Genomic DNA, 14,413 nt, shown 5'->3' on the forward strand with positions numbered 1-14,413 from the left:
CGATTGCCACAAAGACGCTTGGGGTGGCTGTTGACGGCGAGACGATCGGGCTTCTCGAATCATGCACCGCTAAGTGTCCCCGCCTCCGAGGGGCGGGTAATGAACGGCAACCGTTTCGGTCGCCTCTTTCAGGTGACCACGTTCGGCGAGAGCCACGGCGAGGCGATGGGCTGTACCGTCTCGGGCTGTCCCGCCGGCCTCGAGCTGTCGGCCGAAGATATTCAGGCGGATCTGGATCGGCGCAAGCCGGGCCAGTCGATGATCACGACCAGCCGCGGGGAACCCGACGCCGTCTCGATCAAGTCCGGCATTCAGGACGGCTATACGACCGGGACGCCGATCGGGATGGTTATCCAGAACAAGGACGCCAGATCGGGCAAGTACGAGCCCTTCATCACCGCTCCCCGACCCAGCCACGGCGACTTTACCTACTCCGCGAAGTTCGGCACCCGGAACTGGGGCGGCGGCGGCCGCTCCTCGGCCCGAGAGACCGTCAACTGGGTTGCCGCGGGCGCGATCGCGAAGAAGCTCCTCGAACGGGAGGGAATCGAACTCAAGGCCCACGTAAACCAGATCGGCGACGTCGAAGCGCCCGAAGTGAGCTTCGAGGAGATGCTCGAGCACAGCGAGGAGAACGACGTCCGCTGTGCTCACCCCGAGACGGCCGCGGAGATGCAGGACCTGATCGAAGACTATCAGGAGGAAGGCGACTCCATCGGCGGCTCGATTTACTTCGAGGCACAGGGTGTGCCCGTTGGCCTCGGCGCGCCGCGCTTTGACTCCCTCTCCGCACGCCTCGGCCAGGCGATGATGGCCGTGCCGGCGACGACAGCCTTCGAGTTCGGACTGGGTACCGAGGCCGCCGAGTGGACCGGCAAAGACCGAAACGACGACTGGGAGTTCGACGACGACGGCACACCGACGCCCGTCGAGAACGACCACGGCGGCATCCAGGGCGGCATCTCGAGCGGCGAACCGATCTACGGCGAAGTCACCCTTCACGCGCCGACGTCGATCCCGAAGAGCCAGCAGACGGCCGACTGGGAGACGGGCGAACTGAAAGAAGAACAGGTCATCGGTCGCCACGACCCCGTGCTTCCGCCGCGTGGCGTCCCCGTCGTCGAGGCGATGCTCGCCCTGACGCTCGTCGATTTCATGCTGCTCTCGGGTCGGCTCAACCCCGACCGGGTCGACGATCAACCGGGCAAGTACGACACGGATTACCATCCGAGCAACCCGAACAACGAGTAGTCGAATCGCGACGGATTCGTGTACCAGTGGTAGGTACTACGGCAGTAGTGAAGGCAGTGTTTTGTAGGCAGTGTTTGTTACTCGCGTTCAGTATCAGCTACGTAGTTATAGGAGCCGCTAGAAGTCGGTTCACACCCGATCGCACAGCTGTCGTGGGATCGGTGTGTGAACAGTTCAAGTTGTTACTACAGCAAGTCGAGTGCTATCAAGAGCGGATCGGCGAAGTCGTTCGTCCCCGCCACACTGCTCTCTGGGAGGTTTTTACGGCCAGCGAAACATCGTCCGAGTAATGGCTACTGAGGCTACCTTTACCGTTCCAGCCGATCAGTTCCCTCTCGGCACCGTGTTCGCACAACTGCCGGACGTGACGGTCGAACTCGAGCGACTGATCCCGTCGCGTGACGTGGTGATTCCTTATTTCTGGGTTCGAGGGACGGAAGTTGCGGACATTGAGGTGGCGTTTTCTGACCATCCGGGCGTGAAGCAGATCCAACTCGTCGATTCCGTCGAGGATGAGTATCTCCTTCGTGTCGAGTGGTCACTCGAATACGACGACGTGCTGAGTGTGCTGACCGAGACGGACGTCCCGCTCATCACGGCGAGCGGTTCGAACCAGCAGTGGACGTTCGACGTGCGCGGGGACACTCGAAACGATGTTGCAACCTTTCACTCTCGATGTCGAGAATTGAACATCCCGGTCACGCTGACGGAACTGCACGCACTGACGCCGGTCAAGACCGAAACCGAGGCGGCACTCACTGACACACAACAAGAAGCGTTGGTACTCGCCTACCAGCGCGGGTACTTCGAGTCTCCGCGTGCGGTGACGATGGAAGAACTCGGGTACGAACTCGGTATTACCCAGCAGGCGATCGCGTCTCGACTCCGCCGCGGGGTGAAACACATCCTCGGGAGTACCCTTCCCGAAACGAGGAAATCGAATTAGTGGCCACTTAAAGGTGTTGTATGGCCAAAAGTAGATTTGAGGATGGTAGCCGTCCAAGCAGTGCTACATTCGGACGCGTCCTGAGAGAGCAAACCGTGGAAACACCAAACTCCCTCGACTCTCCGAGAGAAGTGAACGACCTCCTGCTCGTGGAGGATAACCCGGCTGACATTCGCTTCGTCGAAGAGACGATCGACAACTCCTCACTCGATGCGACAGTCCACAGTGTCTCGACGAGTGCTGCAGGTGTGGATTTCGTTCGCCAGCGAGGGGAGTACCAAGATGCACCGGAGCCTGACCTCGTATTTCTCGACTGGAATCTCCGGCAAACGACTGGAAGAGAAGTATTAACGGCTATCAAGGAGGAACACGCACATATCCCTATAGTGATACTAACCGGCTCGAAAGTGAAGGTGGAGCCCGACCAACTGCCCTCGACGAAGGCGGATTCGGTGAAGGAAAAACCGACCGACCCGGATGGATACATCGAAATCATCCGTTCGATCGCTCCCAATCAATAAGCACACGCACCGACTCGAGCGTTTTACCCGTTGCTGGATGTTCGAACCGAAACAGGCCACCCGGTGAACAGTCCAAGTATATAATTATTTCCTATCGTGCAATTATATCTAATCGTCGCCGGATCGTAGCTGGTCAATTATCCACAAATAGCTACCATTGTGGCACCTTTGCAGAAAGGTCACGGTCTTTCATTCAATATACTGTGTGGTTGTTCATTCTTCACGATAGATCTATGGCAATGTATAGCAAAGGCTTTAGTTCTCGTGGGGCAAAATTCCGGTACGGTCGGCCCACAGGCCACTGATTTACTATGAGCGACGACGAACTCATCTGGCGAATCGCAGGCGGTTCCGGAGACGGGATCGACTCGACAAGTCAGAACTTCGCAAAAGCGCTGATGCGTTCGGGGCTCAACGTGTTTACCCACCGCCACTATCCGTCGCGGATCCGCGGTGGCCACACCTACGTCGAGATCCGGGCCGCAGACAAGGACGTACAGTCACGGGGAGACGGCTACAACTTCCTGCTCTCGCTGGGCGATTCCTTCGCCCGCAACCCGCAGGAAGAGGCCTACTACGGCAACGAGGAGATCAAGCCGCTCTCGGAGAACTTAGACGAGCTACGGGAAGGGGGGATCATCGTCTACGACGAGGGCCTCATCAGCGAGGAGGACGTCGAAGCGATCAACCTCGAGGAGCGTGCCGAGGAGAACGACTGGCACGTGTTCCCGATGGACCTCCGCGGCCTCGCAAAGGAGCACGGCCGCGAGGTCATGCGCAACACCGCCGGCGTGGGGGTCACCGCGGCGCTGCTCGACATGGAGCTCGAGCACATCGAGGACCTGATGTCCGACGCGATGAGCGACGACATCCTCGAGGCGAACCTCGAGATCCTCCACGAAGCGTACGACACCGTCAACGAGGAGTACGACTTCGAACACGACCTTCGCGCCCCGACGGGCGACCACGGCGCGGAACAGGCGCTTCTGTCGGGTTCGAACGCGATCGCCTACGGCGCGATCGACGGCGGCTGTCGGTTCATCGCGGGTTATCCGATGACGCCGTGGACGGACGTGTTCACCATCCTGAGCCAGAACTTCCCCGACATGGGCGGAGTCTCGGAGCAGGTCGAAGACGAAATCGCCGCGGCCGCGCTCGCCGTCGGGGCGAGCCACGCCGGCGTGAAAGCCATGTCCGGGTCCTCCGGGGGCGGATTCGCGCTGATGAGCGAACCCCTCGGTCTCGCCGAGATGACCGAGACGCCGCTCGTGCTCGTCGAATCGATGCGCGCCGGCCCCTCGACCGGGATGCCGACCAAGCCCGAACAGGGCGACCTCGAGTTCGTTCTCTACACGAGCCAGGGCGACTCCTCGCGAGTCGTCTTCGCGCCGGGGAACATCGAGGAGGCCTACGAGCAGACGCGACTGGCCTTCGACATCGCCTGGGAGTACCAGATCCCGACGATCATCATCTACGATCAGAAGCTCTCCGGCGAGAACATGAACGTCGACGTCGAGTTCTTCGACCGCGAACCCGAACCTGGTCTCGGCTCGACGATGACCGAAGAAGAGCTCAAGGAGGCCGCTCACGATGCCTCCGGGAAGTTCCATCGCTTCCAGCACGAACCCGACAACGATAACCACGTCAGTCCGCGCTCGCTGCCCGGCCAGAAGGGCGGGCGCTACCTCGCGACCGGGAACGAACACAGCCCGGTCGGACACATCAGCGAGGACCCCGACAACCGCGTCTTCCAGATGGAACGACGGGTGCAGAAACTCGAGGCCATCCGCGACGAACTCGACGAGGAACGGCCCTCGAACCAGACCTACTTCGGCGAGGACGACGCCGAGTACGGAATCATCACGTGGGGCTCGAGCCAGGGCGCCGTCGTCGAAGCCGTCGAGCGCCTGAACGAGCAGGGCCACTCGGTAAGGGGGATCAGCGTCTCCGACATGATGCCGTTCCCCGAGCAGGAAATGACCGAGTTCCTCGAGAGCGTCGACGAGGCGATGGTCGTTGAGATGAACGCCACCGCCCAGTTCCGCGGCCTGATCCAGAAGGAACTCGGTCGCTTCGGCGAGAAACTGACCAGCCTCCTCAAGTACAACGGGAACCCGTTCGAGCCCGCGGAGGTCGTCGAGGGCTACGAGGTTAACCTCGAGGATGGCGACAGAGAACCGACCGCACAGGTCCGAATCGAACCTGCTGCAGGTGATTAATCATGAGTGCATTCAACGCAATCGGTGAGGAACGGGAGATCGACCGGGACGAGTTTACCCCCGGTGTCGAACCGCAGCCGACCTGGTGTCCTGGCTGTGGCGACTTCGGCGTGCTGAAGTCGCTCAAACAGGCGCTGCCCGAAGTCGGCCGAACGCCCGAAGAGGTGCTGACGGTCACCGGGATCGGCTGTTCCGGCAAGCTGAACAGCTACCTGGATACGTACGGCTTCCACACGATCCACGGCCGCTCGCTGCCCGTAGCCCGTGCTGCAAAGCTCGCGAATCCGGAGCTCGAGGTCATCGCCGCAGGCGGTGACGGCGACGGCTACGGGATCGGTGGCAACCACTGGATCCACACGGCTCGTGAGAACCACGATATCACGTACATCGTCTTCAACAACGAGATCTTCGGCCTGACGAAGGGCCAGACGTCGCCGACGAGCCCGAAGGGTCACAAGTCCAAGACCCAGCCATCGGGGAGCGCGAAGACGCCGCTGCGACCGCTGTCGATGTCGCTGAACGCCGGCGCGAGCTACGTCGCTCGTACGGCCGCGGTCAACCCGAATCAGGCCAAGGAGATCATCAAGGAGGCCATCGAACACGACGGCTTCGCCCACGTCGACTTCCTGACCCAGTGTCCGACCTGGAACAAGGACGCACGCCAGTACGTCCCCTACATCGACGTCCAGGAGTCCGACGACTACGACTTCGACGTTACCGACCGGCGCGAAGCCGCCGAGATGATGCACGAGACCGAAGACGTCCTCAAGGAGGGGACCGTCCTCACGGGCCGGTACTACGTCGACGACGACCGACCGTCCTACCAGCAGGAGAAGGCCGCCGTCGGCGAGATGCCCGACGAACCGCTCGCAGAGCGGTACTTCGACGACGACGCCGAGTGGGAGCGCAGCTACGACCTGCTCGACCGACACACCTAAGCTGAACCGTCGTCTCGTCGCCGGCTTGGGCTTCGATTTTGGAGTTTGGCTTTCGGTTTGCTATTCTTTGTTTTCCGTTTTGAGTACTGATCTTCGCTTTTCGCCGTGAATACTCACGGCATACCTCGAAAGTGACGTCATTCGCGCCGACTACCGGGAAGGCATCCGAGTGAACTCGAACGGTTCCGGCTTCACACAACCTGCCGTTGCACGCGCTCGGGATTGGTCCTCACGGGGTCACAACGGGAGGCGCTGCCGTTCGCGTGTTCTCGAGACGGTTCTGAATCGGTCCAGAAAGCAAGCGGGGAGAAATAGCCGAAGATGAGGCAAACGGCAGGCGAAGACGGTTCCCCCTTCGCACTCAACTGTCGCCGTCGTACTCCCCGCGGTAGCCGACGCCGCGGGCGAACAGTTTCGTGAGGTAACTCAAGACGAGCAGGGAAACGAGTAGCCCGCCGAGCGCGAGGGGCTGGAAGCCGTAGATCATCTCGCGAATCGCGTAGCCGATGACGAGCAGCCCCATGAACAGGGCCGTGCCGCCCGCCCATCGGGACACGTAGGCCGGATCGACCGACTCGTCGTAGTTCGCGTGCAAATCGGCTCGTCCGCGGATCGCGATAACGTACCCGAGATAGAGGATGGCGATCCCGCAGAGCAACCAGACGGTCCCGCTGATGAGATTGGCGTCGACCATGTCACTCGGTGAATTTGGGGTTAGCGAGCGAATAAGTCCGACGATCACGCGGCCGGAACAGGCCCCGCTGATTCGCAGTAGGCCCTACCCGCTAGCCGTTTCCCATTTCGACGCCCAGACGCCCGAACGGTGGCGTTTCCATCGGATCACCGGCCGTTTTCGTATACAAAAGATATTTTTCCATCGGAGCAAAACAGAGTAGTATGAGCACCCAGGCGACGGAAGATCGCATCCTCGAGGTTCTCGAAGAGGATGCCCAGGCGTCCTACGCCGAGATCGCCGAGCGGGCGGACGTCTCGAAACCAACGGTTCGAAAGTATATCAACCAGCTCGAAGACGAGGGGGTGATCGTCGGCTACTCGGCCGATATCGACCCGAAGAAACTCTCGAGTAAGACGATTGCGATGGTGGGAATCGACGTCGCGAGCGAACGCTACGTCGAGGCGACGAAGGCGCTCAAGTCCCTCGAGGAGGTCGAGGCCCTGTACAGTTCCAGCGGCGACCACATGCTGATGGCGGAGGTTCGCGCCGAAGACGGCGACGCGCTGGGCGAGATTATCTCCGAGAACTTACTCGAGATCGACGGCGTCACCGCGGCCCACCCCTCTTTCTTGCAGGAACGACTCAAGTAACGGCGGTCGGTGGTCAGTCTTGCCTCGTTGAGCCCTATCCGGGGACCGTTTGGCCATTTCGTTTTCACGCTGGCCGGCGTAGGTACGGCCATGCCTTCGTACGACCGCCGGACGACGATCGATGCACCGCTCGCGGATGTCTGGCAGTTTCACTCGGGAATCGAAGCGCTCGAGGCGGTAACGCCGGATTGGATGGGGTTGCGCGTCGAGTCGGTGATGGGTCCCGTCGGCGATCTGGATCCGGGCCGACTCGACGCCGGCACCGAAATCTCGCTGTCGATACGGCCGTTCGGTGCGGGGCCCCGTCAGTACTGGACCTCGTTGATTACGGAGCGCGAGCGCGGCGACGGCGCTGCCTACTTTCGCGACCGGATGATTCGCGGTCCGTTCGCTCACTGGGAACACACCCACGCTTTCTACGCCGACGGCGATCGAACCCTGCTTCGGGATCACGTCGAGTACGAACTGCTCCCCGACAGAGGCGGGCTCGGGCGGGTCAACGACGTAGTCTCGCCGTTCTCCCGAATCGGGTTCGAGACGATGTTTCGGGCACGCCACCGGGAGACGAAAGCGCGACTCGAATGAACGCGTCCGTCTGATCTGCCGTCGAGGATCGTGTTCGTCGCGTTGCCGCGTTCGTGTCGTTGCCACGTCCGTACCGTTGCCACTGCCACGTTCGTACCGTTCGTCCGCCGAGTGTTCGGTTTCGGTGACTGAACCACGCTCGTTTTGGTCGTCGGGTCGTTACGTCCGCGTATGACTGGACTCGAGGACCGATCGGTCGGCCGACGACGGCTCCTGGGCGCGTTCGGAGCGAGCGCAACGGTCGGTATCGCGGGGTGTCTGGGTGGAAACGGTGACGACGAGGGCGACGACTCCGAGGGCGATACCGGTGACACCGACGATATCGAGGTCACGCAGTCCTACCAGCCGAACGTCGAGCATCCGGGTGACGACCCGATCGACTTCGAGGGCGACCACAACTGTGCGGTCTGTAATATGACGGTGACGGACTACCCGCAGTGGCAGAGCCAACTCGCCCACGAGGACGGGGACGGGGCCGTCTTCGACACGCCGGGCTGTCTGCTCGCGTACATGGTCGCGACGGGTTCCGACTCGCCGATCGCCGGGGCCTGGACGACCGAGTTCGAGTCCACCACCCTCATCGACGCCACCGAAGCGCACTTCGTTCGGGTCACCGAGACGGCCGCGACGGACGATCCGATGGGCGGCAGCCCGCGCGTCTTCGAGGAGTACGATGATGCCGTCGCGTACCTCGAGGACTGGGAGCACGAGGAGCTAACGGAGGACGACATCATCGAGTTCGATGATATCGACGTCGAGACCGCGGCGATCTATCGGGAGAATCGGCTCTGATCGCGCTCGTGAAACTGGCCTGATAGCTCTGCCCGGCTGCCGACGGTAAAGACGTCCAGCCTCATTCTCGCCGCTGAATCAGGAGGACGCCAACGACGACCAGCGCGCCACCGAATACCGTCGTCGCCGTCACGGGTTCGCCGAGCACTGCGGTGCCGAGGACGACCGCTACGGCCGGTTCGGCCGTACTCACGATACTCGCTCTGCTCGCACCGATCCGCGACAGTCCGGCGTACAACAGGAGGATCGGGAGCGCGGTCGAGAGCAGCGACAGCGCGGTCAACACGCCCCAGGCCGTCGTCTCGGTCGCCGCGGGAATCCGAAACGTCCCCGTTCCGACGCCGAGCGCGAGAAAGACGAGTCCGGACGCCGGCAACACGTGTGCGGTCAACACCTGCGGCTCGATCGACTTGAGGACGCGCTCGCTGCCCATCACGTAGCCGGCGTAGCTGACGGCCCCGGCGAGGACGATGAGCACGCCCCGCGGATCCGCGCCGGCGGGGTCCGCGCCGACGATCAGGGCGACGCCCCCGAGGGAGAGACAGAGCGCCACGAGCATCGTCCGGCTTACTCGCCGGGGGTTCGTGACGATTCGGACGGTGACGACGATCGCCGGGTACGTGTAGAGGACGATCGCGACCAGCCCGGCGGTCAGATACTCGAGCCCCCAGAAGTAGAAGCCACTCATCGCGCCGAAGCCGGCGACGCCGAGCACGATCGCCCACACGAGTGAGCGTCCGGTGAGCAGGCGGAGCCGGCCGCGAAGTGCGAGCAGCGGCCAGAGAATCGCGGTCGCGATGGCGAACCGAAAGACGAGCACGGTCGGAATCGAGAGGCCGATGTCGCTCGCGACGGTCCCGAAAATACCGACGGCACCGAACCCCGTGGCGGACGCGAGGACGTACGCGATGCCGACCGACCGCTCGTTCATACGGGACAGTACCTAATACGCACTGATACCTGCGGCGATCCGCTGGGGGTTCGTCCGCCGTCCCGTTCGAGCCTTCTCTTCGAGTTTCGACTCGAGGCACACGTTCCGTTCCGAGGTCGGTCCGAAGACTGCCCCTAACTGCACGTTTGGGCCCGAATCGAAGCGCCGTTTCGGAAGCGGTTTGGTTCCCCAGCGGATTGGACCACGACGTGAACGCGTCCGATCTCGAGGTGACACCGGTCGTCGCTCTCGCGTTTGCGGTGTTCGCGGCGAGCACCAGCGCCATCCTGGTTCGCTGGAGCACGGCTCCGAGTTCGGTCGCGGCCTTCTACCGAGTGCTGTTCACGACGGCCATCGTCGCTCCCGTTGCCGTGCTCCGCTACCGGGAGGAGTTCTCGCGGCTCTCGCGGCGCGATCTCGGCTTCGCGGTCGTCGCCGGCGTCGCGCTCGCGGTCCACTTCGCGTCCTGGTTCGAGAGCCTGAACCACACGAGCGTCGCGGCGAGCGTGACGATCGTCCAGAGCCAGCCCATCTTCGTCGCGCTCGGCGCCGGGCTCCTTCTCGGCGAGCGGATCAACCGGGAAACGGTCATCGGCATCACGGTCGCCATCGTCGGTGCCGCCGCGATGTCGCTGGGTGACGCCGGCGAGGCACCCATCTCCGATGCGACGCTGTACGGCAACTCGCTGGCGCTGCTCGGAGCAGTCACCGTCGCCGCCTACGTCCTCGCCGGCCGATCGATCCGCCAGCGCGTCTCGCTGTTTCCATACGTCACCGTCGTCTACACCGCCTGTGCGCTGACGCTGTGCCTTCTCGTCGGGGCCCAGGGCCACGAGTTCGTCGCCTATCCGGCCCGCGAGTGGCTGCTCTTTCTCGGGATGGCTATCGGCCCCGGCGTTTTCGGGCACACCGTCGTCAACTGGGTGCTCGAGCACCTCGAGTCGGTCGTGGTGAGCGTCGCCTGGTTGGGCGAACCCGTCGGCGCGACGCTGCTCGCGCTCGTCTTGCTCGCCGAGGTTCCCGACGCGGTGACGATCGGTGGCGGGCTAGTCGTTCTGGCGGGAATCTACGTGACGACAATCGAGCGGGAACGACGGCGCGGGCCGACACAACGCGACGAGTAGCCGTAGCGATCGTTATTCCGCCTCCGGGAGCGAGGTGAGATACTCCTCCCCGTCGTCGGTGATGACGTACACGCCGCCCGAAATCTGCCGAACGTAGCCGTCGGACTGGAGCGTGGAACACCGGTTGGTGACCGTCACCGGATGGGTCTCGAGGGCCGCCGCCAGTACCCCTATTTCCGTCGGTCCTCGCTCGTCGAGGAGATCCAAGAGCCCTCGGGTCGAGCAGGCAGTCATTAGGTAACACACATCACGGCAAAGAATGGCATAACCGTTTCGGTGTCGGTGACGAGAGCGGTCTTCCGATCGTTCGTCAGAGGCCGAGAATCTCCCGTGCCCGTGCTGGCGAGGCAACGTCCCGTCCGAGTTCCGCGGCGACGCGAACGACGCGTTCGACGAGTTGGGTGTTGCTCTCGGCGAGTTCGCCCCGCCGGTAGTAGACGTTGTCCTCGAGGCCGACGCGGACGTGGCCGCCGAAGAGGATTCCCATGGTCGCAAACGGCAGTTGGTGGCGACCAAAACCGAGCGTGTTGAACCGTGCGCCGTCGGGCAGTGTATCGATCGCGTTCAGGAAGTTCCGCGGCCGCGGCGGGGAGAGCGTACCGGGGCCGAAGATGAGCGTCGCGTAAACGGGATCGGCGAGCTCGTGGCGCTCGAGCAATCCGTGGACCTCGTTCAGGTGCCCGTCGTTGAACACCTCGAGTTCGGGCTTGATCCCGCGGTCGACCATCTCCTCGTGCAGGGAGTCGACCAGTCCGCGGGTGTTCTCGCTGGTGAGGTGGTCGTACCGGTTCAGCGGCCCCATATCGAGCGAGGCCATCTCCGGCGGCGGATCGGTTCGTAGCGGCAGGTGACGATCCGCGTCCGGAACGCCGGTGCCGCCGGTCGAGTGCTGGACGATCACGTCGTCGGCGTGGCGGCGAATCGCATCGTCGATCGCCTGGAAACGCTCGGTCTCGAACGTGCGTTCGCCGTTTTGATGTCGGGCGTGTACGTGGACGACGGACGCGCCGGCCGCTTCCACCGCGGCCGCCGCACGACCGATCTCCGCGGGCGTTTCCGGGAGGTTCGGGTTCGCTTCCTTGCCGTGGACGCCGCCGGTCAGCGCCGCCGTGACGATCAGCGGATCGCCGTCGAGGAACGCGGCGTAGCTCATTCCTCGCCCCCGTTCGCGTTCCGGTCGGCTGACTGTGATGCGGTTTCGCCCCCGGCAGCGTTGCCGTCCGCGTACTCGAGGAAAAATTTCGCAGTGACGGTCGTGCTCGAGGGAGTACCGGTCGTTGCAGATGTCGGCGCGCATCGGCTGGACGAAGCGGTCGGCCGCCGTGCAGTAGGCCCGTTCGTCGTCGAACCGACGGTCGTCGGACGCGTCGCGATACGCCAGATACGGACAGGTCATACGGTTCGGTTCTGTTCGAGAGGTGTTAACAGTTCACTGCCGGCGCAGAAAACGAGGCGACCGTTCGCCGCGAAATCATTCGCCGAGGATACGAACTGATCGTTTCGATCGCCGAAGACACTGAACGGCCATTTCGATCGCCGAGACCCATCGATTCTTTGCCAGGGAGTGTCAACGACGGGGTATGGAGGTTACACGAAACGAGCGTGGGGCCGGGACCACGTTCGGCTACTGCGGGATGGCCGTGTCGGAAGCCCTCTCGCAACCGGAACCGGAAACGGGCCCCGGGTGGGAACCGAGACGACGATCATGATGAGACGACGCGAACTCATCGCCGCGGCGGCGGGACTGGCGACGCTCTCAGGCTGTCTCGATGATGGAATGGCCAGAGGCGACGGAGACGGGTCCGGCGACGCCGACAACTCTCCGCCGTTCGAGGTTCGGACGGTCGACGCGCCCGGAAGCGAAGCAGGGACGGTACGAGTTCCACGTGCGGGACGGGTCACGCTGCTCAACTTCGCCCGGACGCTGTGTCCCACCAGCGAGGGGTTTCTCTCTGCCGTCGGCGCTGCGAGGGGAGACCTCTCGAGCGACGACGTCGACGTCATCACCGTCGTCGACGGCAGTTCCGGCCCGCAGCCGTCGCCGGCGGAACTCGCCGACTGGTGGGTCGAACACGACGGGAACTGGCCGGTCGCCATCGACGAACGCGGACTGGTCAACGACCACTACGACATCAGCGGGTTTCCGGTCGTCATCGCCGTCGACGGCGACGGCGAGGTCCAGTGGCGAAACGACGGCGGAACGACGGCGCGAACCATCGTCCAGGGAGTCAGGACGGCACTCGAGGCACAGGAATCGGCGTAGCCGGCGGGACTGCAGGTCGGAGAATAACTGACGGGAGACAAAATCGCAATCGGCCGACTACTCGAGGCCCCGTGCTCCGAGTCGCGGATACGACTGCGCGCCGCCGCTCGAGTTCCGAGCGACGAGCGTCGTGACCGCGGCGATGCCGCCGACAACCGGCCGGCGACGCTCTTCGTAGGAGAGGATCGTCAGATCGAGACACGCGCGAAGAAGGTCGTTCGACCGGTATCGGTGGCGCTCGCTCGAGGGTCCGATCTCGATGCGGTCGCTCGAGCGGAGATGGTGCTCGTAGACGAGTACGCCGCCGGGTGCCAGTGCGTCTTTGAGGTCCGGAAGGTGCTCGAGGGCGGCGAAGAAGCTCACCGTGATCACGTCGTACTCGGCAGTTGCGAGGTCGAACTCGTTCAGGTCGGACCGGATCCAGTTCACATCGACCCCGCGTTCGTCGGCGCGTCGCCGGCCCTGCTCGAGGGCCGCGTCGGAGATGTCGACGGCGTCAACATCGTAGCCGTGCTCGGCCAGAAAGAGCGCGTTGCGCCCGGTGCCGCTCGCCACATCGAGAGCGCGTCCGTCCGGGAGCGTGGTGAGTCGCCGCTCGAGTTCGGGGATCGGATCGTCGGGGAGTTCGAACTCGACGTCGCTGTACTTCTCGTTCCATCGTTCGCGCTCGTCGGTCATGGTGTGACGAACGGGCGAGATCCATTTGAGCGTTCGTCTCGCTGCGCTTTCACGATCGAACCAGTGAAGCCTTTTGACGCGGGCGCATAACGGAGCACGTATGCAGCGTTGCTCGTCTCGCCGGCCGGGGAAGCCGAGGAGGCAGTCGATGTCGCCCGTCTGCGTGGCCTCGAGTCGTGCGGTTGCAGCCGATGACGGAACCGCAACAGCAGCCGAGACGGTCGGTGGGCCACCAAAGGTGGTGACGGTGACGCCGTGAACCGTCGCGAATTCGTCGCCGGAATCGGTAGCGTCGGCGTGCTCGCCGGAGCCGGTAGCCTCCTCTGGCGCGGGCCACCGTCGTTCGGCGACGAACCGGGGACGGCCGAGGACGAAGCGAGTAACGATCCGCTCGAGGTCGAGACGATCGACGCGCGGGGAAGCGAGGCAGGTACGATTACAGTCCCAGACGAGACGGTTACGGCGATCCTGTTTTTCACCACGGGCTGTGGTAACTGCCAGGCGCAGATGCCCCGGCTCGCCGAGGCTCGTGAGGGTCTCGTCCAACGCCACGGCGATGCAGTCGGGTTTCTCTCGGTCACCTACCAGACCCCCGAAACGATGCCCGCAGACGACCTCCGCGAGTGGTGGGCGACCCACAGCGGTGACTGGCCGGTCGGCTACGATTCGGGTCTCGCCAGGTCCTACGGCGCTATCGGTTTTCCCGTCACGATCGTCGTCGGTTCCGACGGCGAAAAACACTGGGAACGAAACGGGATCCAAGAGCCCGGAACGATCACCGACGCCGTCGAATCCGTCCTCGAGGGCGAGGAATAACGCGACGGTTCAGGTCGGTGACC

General features: G+C 63.4%; 16 protein-coding genes. 11 read left to right on the forward strand and 5 right to left on the reverse strand.

What is annotated here, in order from left to right; all coding sequences use genetic code 11:
* Positions 1-99 precede the first annotated feature (99 nt).
* The 5 genes from aroC to GS429_RS09870 all read left to right on the forward strand — a co-directional run bounded on the left by aroC (position 100) and on the right by GS429_RS09870 (position 5,875).
* Positions 100-1,251, forward strand: coding sequence for a chorismate synthase (aroC, locus tag GS429_RS09850; protein ID WP_160065064.1), 1,152 nt, complete (start codon positions 100-102; stop codon positions 1,249-1,251).
* 289 nt (positions 1,252-1,540) lie between these two features.
* Positions 1,541-2,197 carry a helix-turn-helix domain-containing protein gene (locus GS429_RS09855; RefSeq protein ID WP_160065066.1) on the forward strand — a complete coding sequence of 219 codons (657 nt, stop codon included), beginning with the start codon at positions 1,541-1,543 and terminating at the stop codon, positions 2,195-2,197.
* Positions 2,198-2,217: 20 nt separating this feature from the next.
* A complete protein-coding gene (locus GS429_RS09860; RefSeq protein ID WP_160065068.1) occupies positions 2,218-2,718 on the forward strand; it encodes a response regulator in 501 nt (166 codons plus the stop codon).
* 311 nt (positions 2,719-3,029) lie between these two features.
* Complete coding sequence (locus tag GS429_RS09865; RefSeq protein ID WP_160065070.1) at positions 3,030-4,937, forward strand: 2-oxoacid:acceptor oxidoreductase subunit alpha; 1,908 nt, start codon at positions 3,030-3,032, stop codon at positions 4,935-4,937.
* A 2-nt stretch (positions 4,938-4,939) separates the two neighbouring features.
* On the forward strand, positions 4,940-5,875 hold the full coding sequence (locus GS429_RS09870) for a thiamine pyrophosphate-dependent enzyme (RefSeq protein ID WP_160065072.1): 936 nt from the start codon (positions 4,940-4,942) through the stop codon (positions 5,873-5,875).
* 361 nt (positions 5,876-6,236) lie between these two features.
* On the opposite strand, the gene GS429_RS09875 is transcribed toward GS429_RS09870, so the two are convergent.
* A complete protein-coding gene (locus tag GS429_RS09875; protein ID WP_160065074.1) occupies positions 6,237-6,569 on the reverse strand; it encodes a hypothetical protein in 333 nt (110 codons plus the stop codon).
* A gap of 203 nt (positions 6,570-6,772) precedes the next feature.
* Here GS429_RS09875 and lrpA1 point away from each other — a divergent pair, with 203 nt between their 5' ends.
* From lrpA1 to GS429_RS09890, 3 genes are all read left to right on the forward strand, one after another.
* Entirely contained in the window at positions 6,773-7,201 is a 429-nt protein-coding gene (lrpA1, locus tag GS429_RS09880) for an HTH-type transcriptional regulator LrpA1 (RefSeq protein WP_160065076.1), read from the forward strand.
* Positions 7,202-7,291: 90 nt separating this feature from the next.
* Positions 7,292-7,786, forward strand: a complete 495-nt coding sequence (locus tag GS429_RS09885) for an SRPBCC family protein (RefSeq protein ID WP_160065078.1) — start codon at positions 7,292-7,294, stop codon at positions 7,784-7,786.
* A 171-nt stretch (positions 7,787-7,957) separates the two neighbouring features.
* The gene (locus tag GS429_RS09890; RefSeq protein ID WP_160065080.1) at positions 7,958-8,578 is read left to right on the forward strand and encodes a nitrous oxide reductase accessory protein NosL; all 621 of its coding nucleotides are present in this window, start codon (positions 7,958-7,960) and stop codon (positions 8,576-8,578) included.
* A 61-nt stretch (positions 8,579-8,639) separates the two neighbouring features.
* Here GS429_RS09890 and GS429_RS09895 read toward each other — a convergent pair whose 3' ends face one another.
* Complete coding sequence (locus GS429_RS09895; protein ID WP_160065082.1) at positions 8,640-9,509, reverse strand: DMT family transporter; 870 nt, start codon at positions 9,507-9,509, stop codon at positions 8,640-8,642.
* 209 nt (positions 9,510-9,718) lie between these two features.
* Between GS429_RS09895 and GS429_RS09900 the strand changes: the two genes are divergently transcribed.
* On the forward strand, positions 9,719-10,633 hold the full coding sequence (locus GS429_RS09900) for a DMT family transporter (RefSeq protein WP_328821329.1): 915 nt from the start codon (positions 9,719-9,721) through the stop codon (positions 10,631-10,633).
* Positions 10,634-10,645: 12 nt separating this feature from the next.
* Here GS429_RS09900 and GS429_RS09905 read toward each other — a convergent pair whose 3' ends face one another.
* Both GS429_RS09905 and GS429_RS09910 read right to left on the reverse strand, forming a co-directional pair.
* Entirely contained in the window at positions 10,646-10,867 is a 222-nt protein-coding gene (locus GS429_RS09905; RefSeq protein ID WP_160065086.1) for a helix-turn-helix domain-containing protein, read from the reverse strand.
* Positions 10,868-10,943: 76 nt separating this feature from the next.
* Positions 10,944-11,786 (reverse strand): beta-keto acid cleavage family enzyme, encoded by an 843-nt coding sequence (locus GS429_RS09910; protein ID WP_160065192.1) that lies wholly within the window; start codon positions 11,784-11,786, stop codon positions 10,944-10,946.
* A 555-nt stretch (positions 11,787-12,341) separates the two neighbouring features.
* On the opposite strand from GS429_RS09910, the gene GS429_RS09915 reads away from it, so the two are divergent.
* The gene (locus GS429_RS09915; RefSeq protein ID WP_160065088.1) at positions 12,342-12,896 is read left to right on the forward strand and encodes a TlpA family protein disulfide reductase; all 555 of its coding nucleotides are present in this window, start codon (positions 12,342-12,344) and stop codon (positions 12,894-12,896) included.
* A 57-nt stretch (positions 12,897-12,953) separates the two neighbouring features.
* Here the strand turns inward: GS429_RS09915 and GS429_RS09920 are convergent, their stop codons facing one another.
* The gene (locus GS429_RS09920) at positions 12,954-13,574 is read right to left on the reverse strand and encodes a class I SAM-dependent methyltransferase (RefSeq protein WP_160065090.1); all 621 of its coding nucleotides are present in this window, start codon (positions 13,572-13,574) and stop codon (positions 12,954-12,956) included.
* A gap of 255 nt (positions 13,575-13,829) precedes the next feature.
* Here GS429_RS09920 and GS429_RS09925 point away from each other — a divergent pair, with 255 nt between their 5' ends.
* Entirely contained in the window at positions 13,830-14,390 is a 561-nt protein-coding gene (locus GS429_RS09925; protein ID WP_235920786.1) for a TlpA family protein disulfide reductase, read from the forward strand.
* The last annotated feature ends 23 nt before the right edge of the window (positions 14,391-14,413 follow it).

The organism is Natronorubrum halalkaliphilum (genome assembly GCF_009834785.1).
Lineage (GTDB): Archaea > Halobacteriota > Halobacteria > Halobacteriales > Natrialbaceae > Natronorubrum > Natronorubrum halalkaliphilum.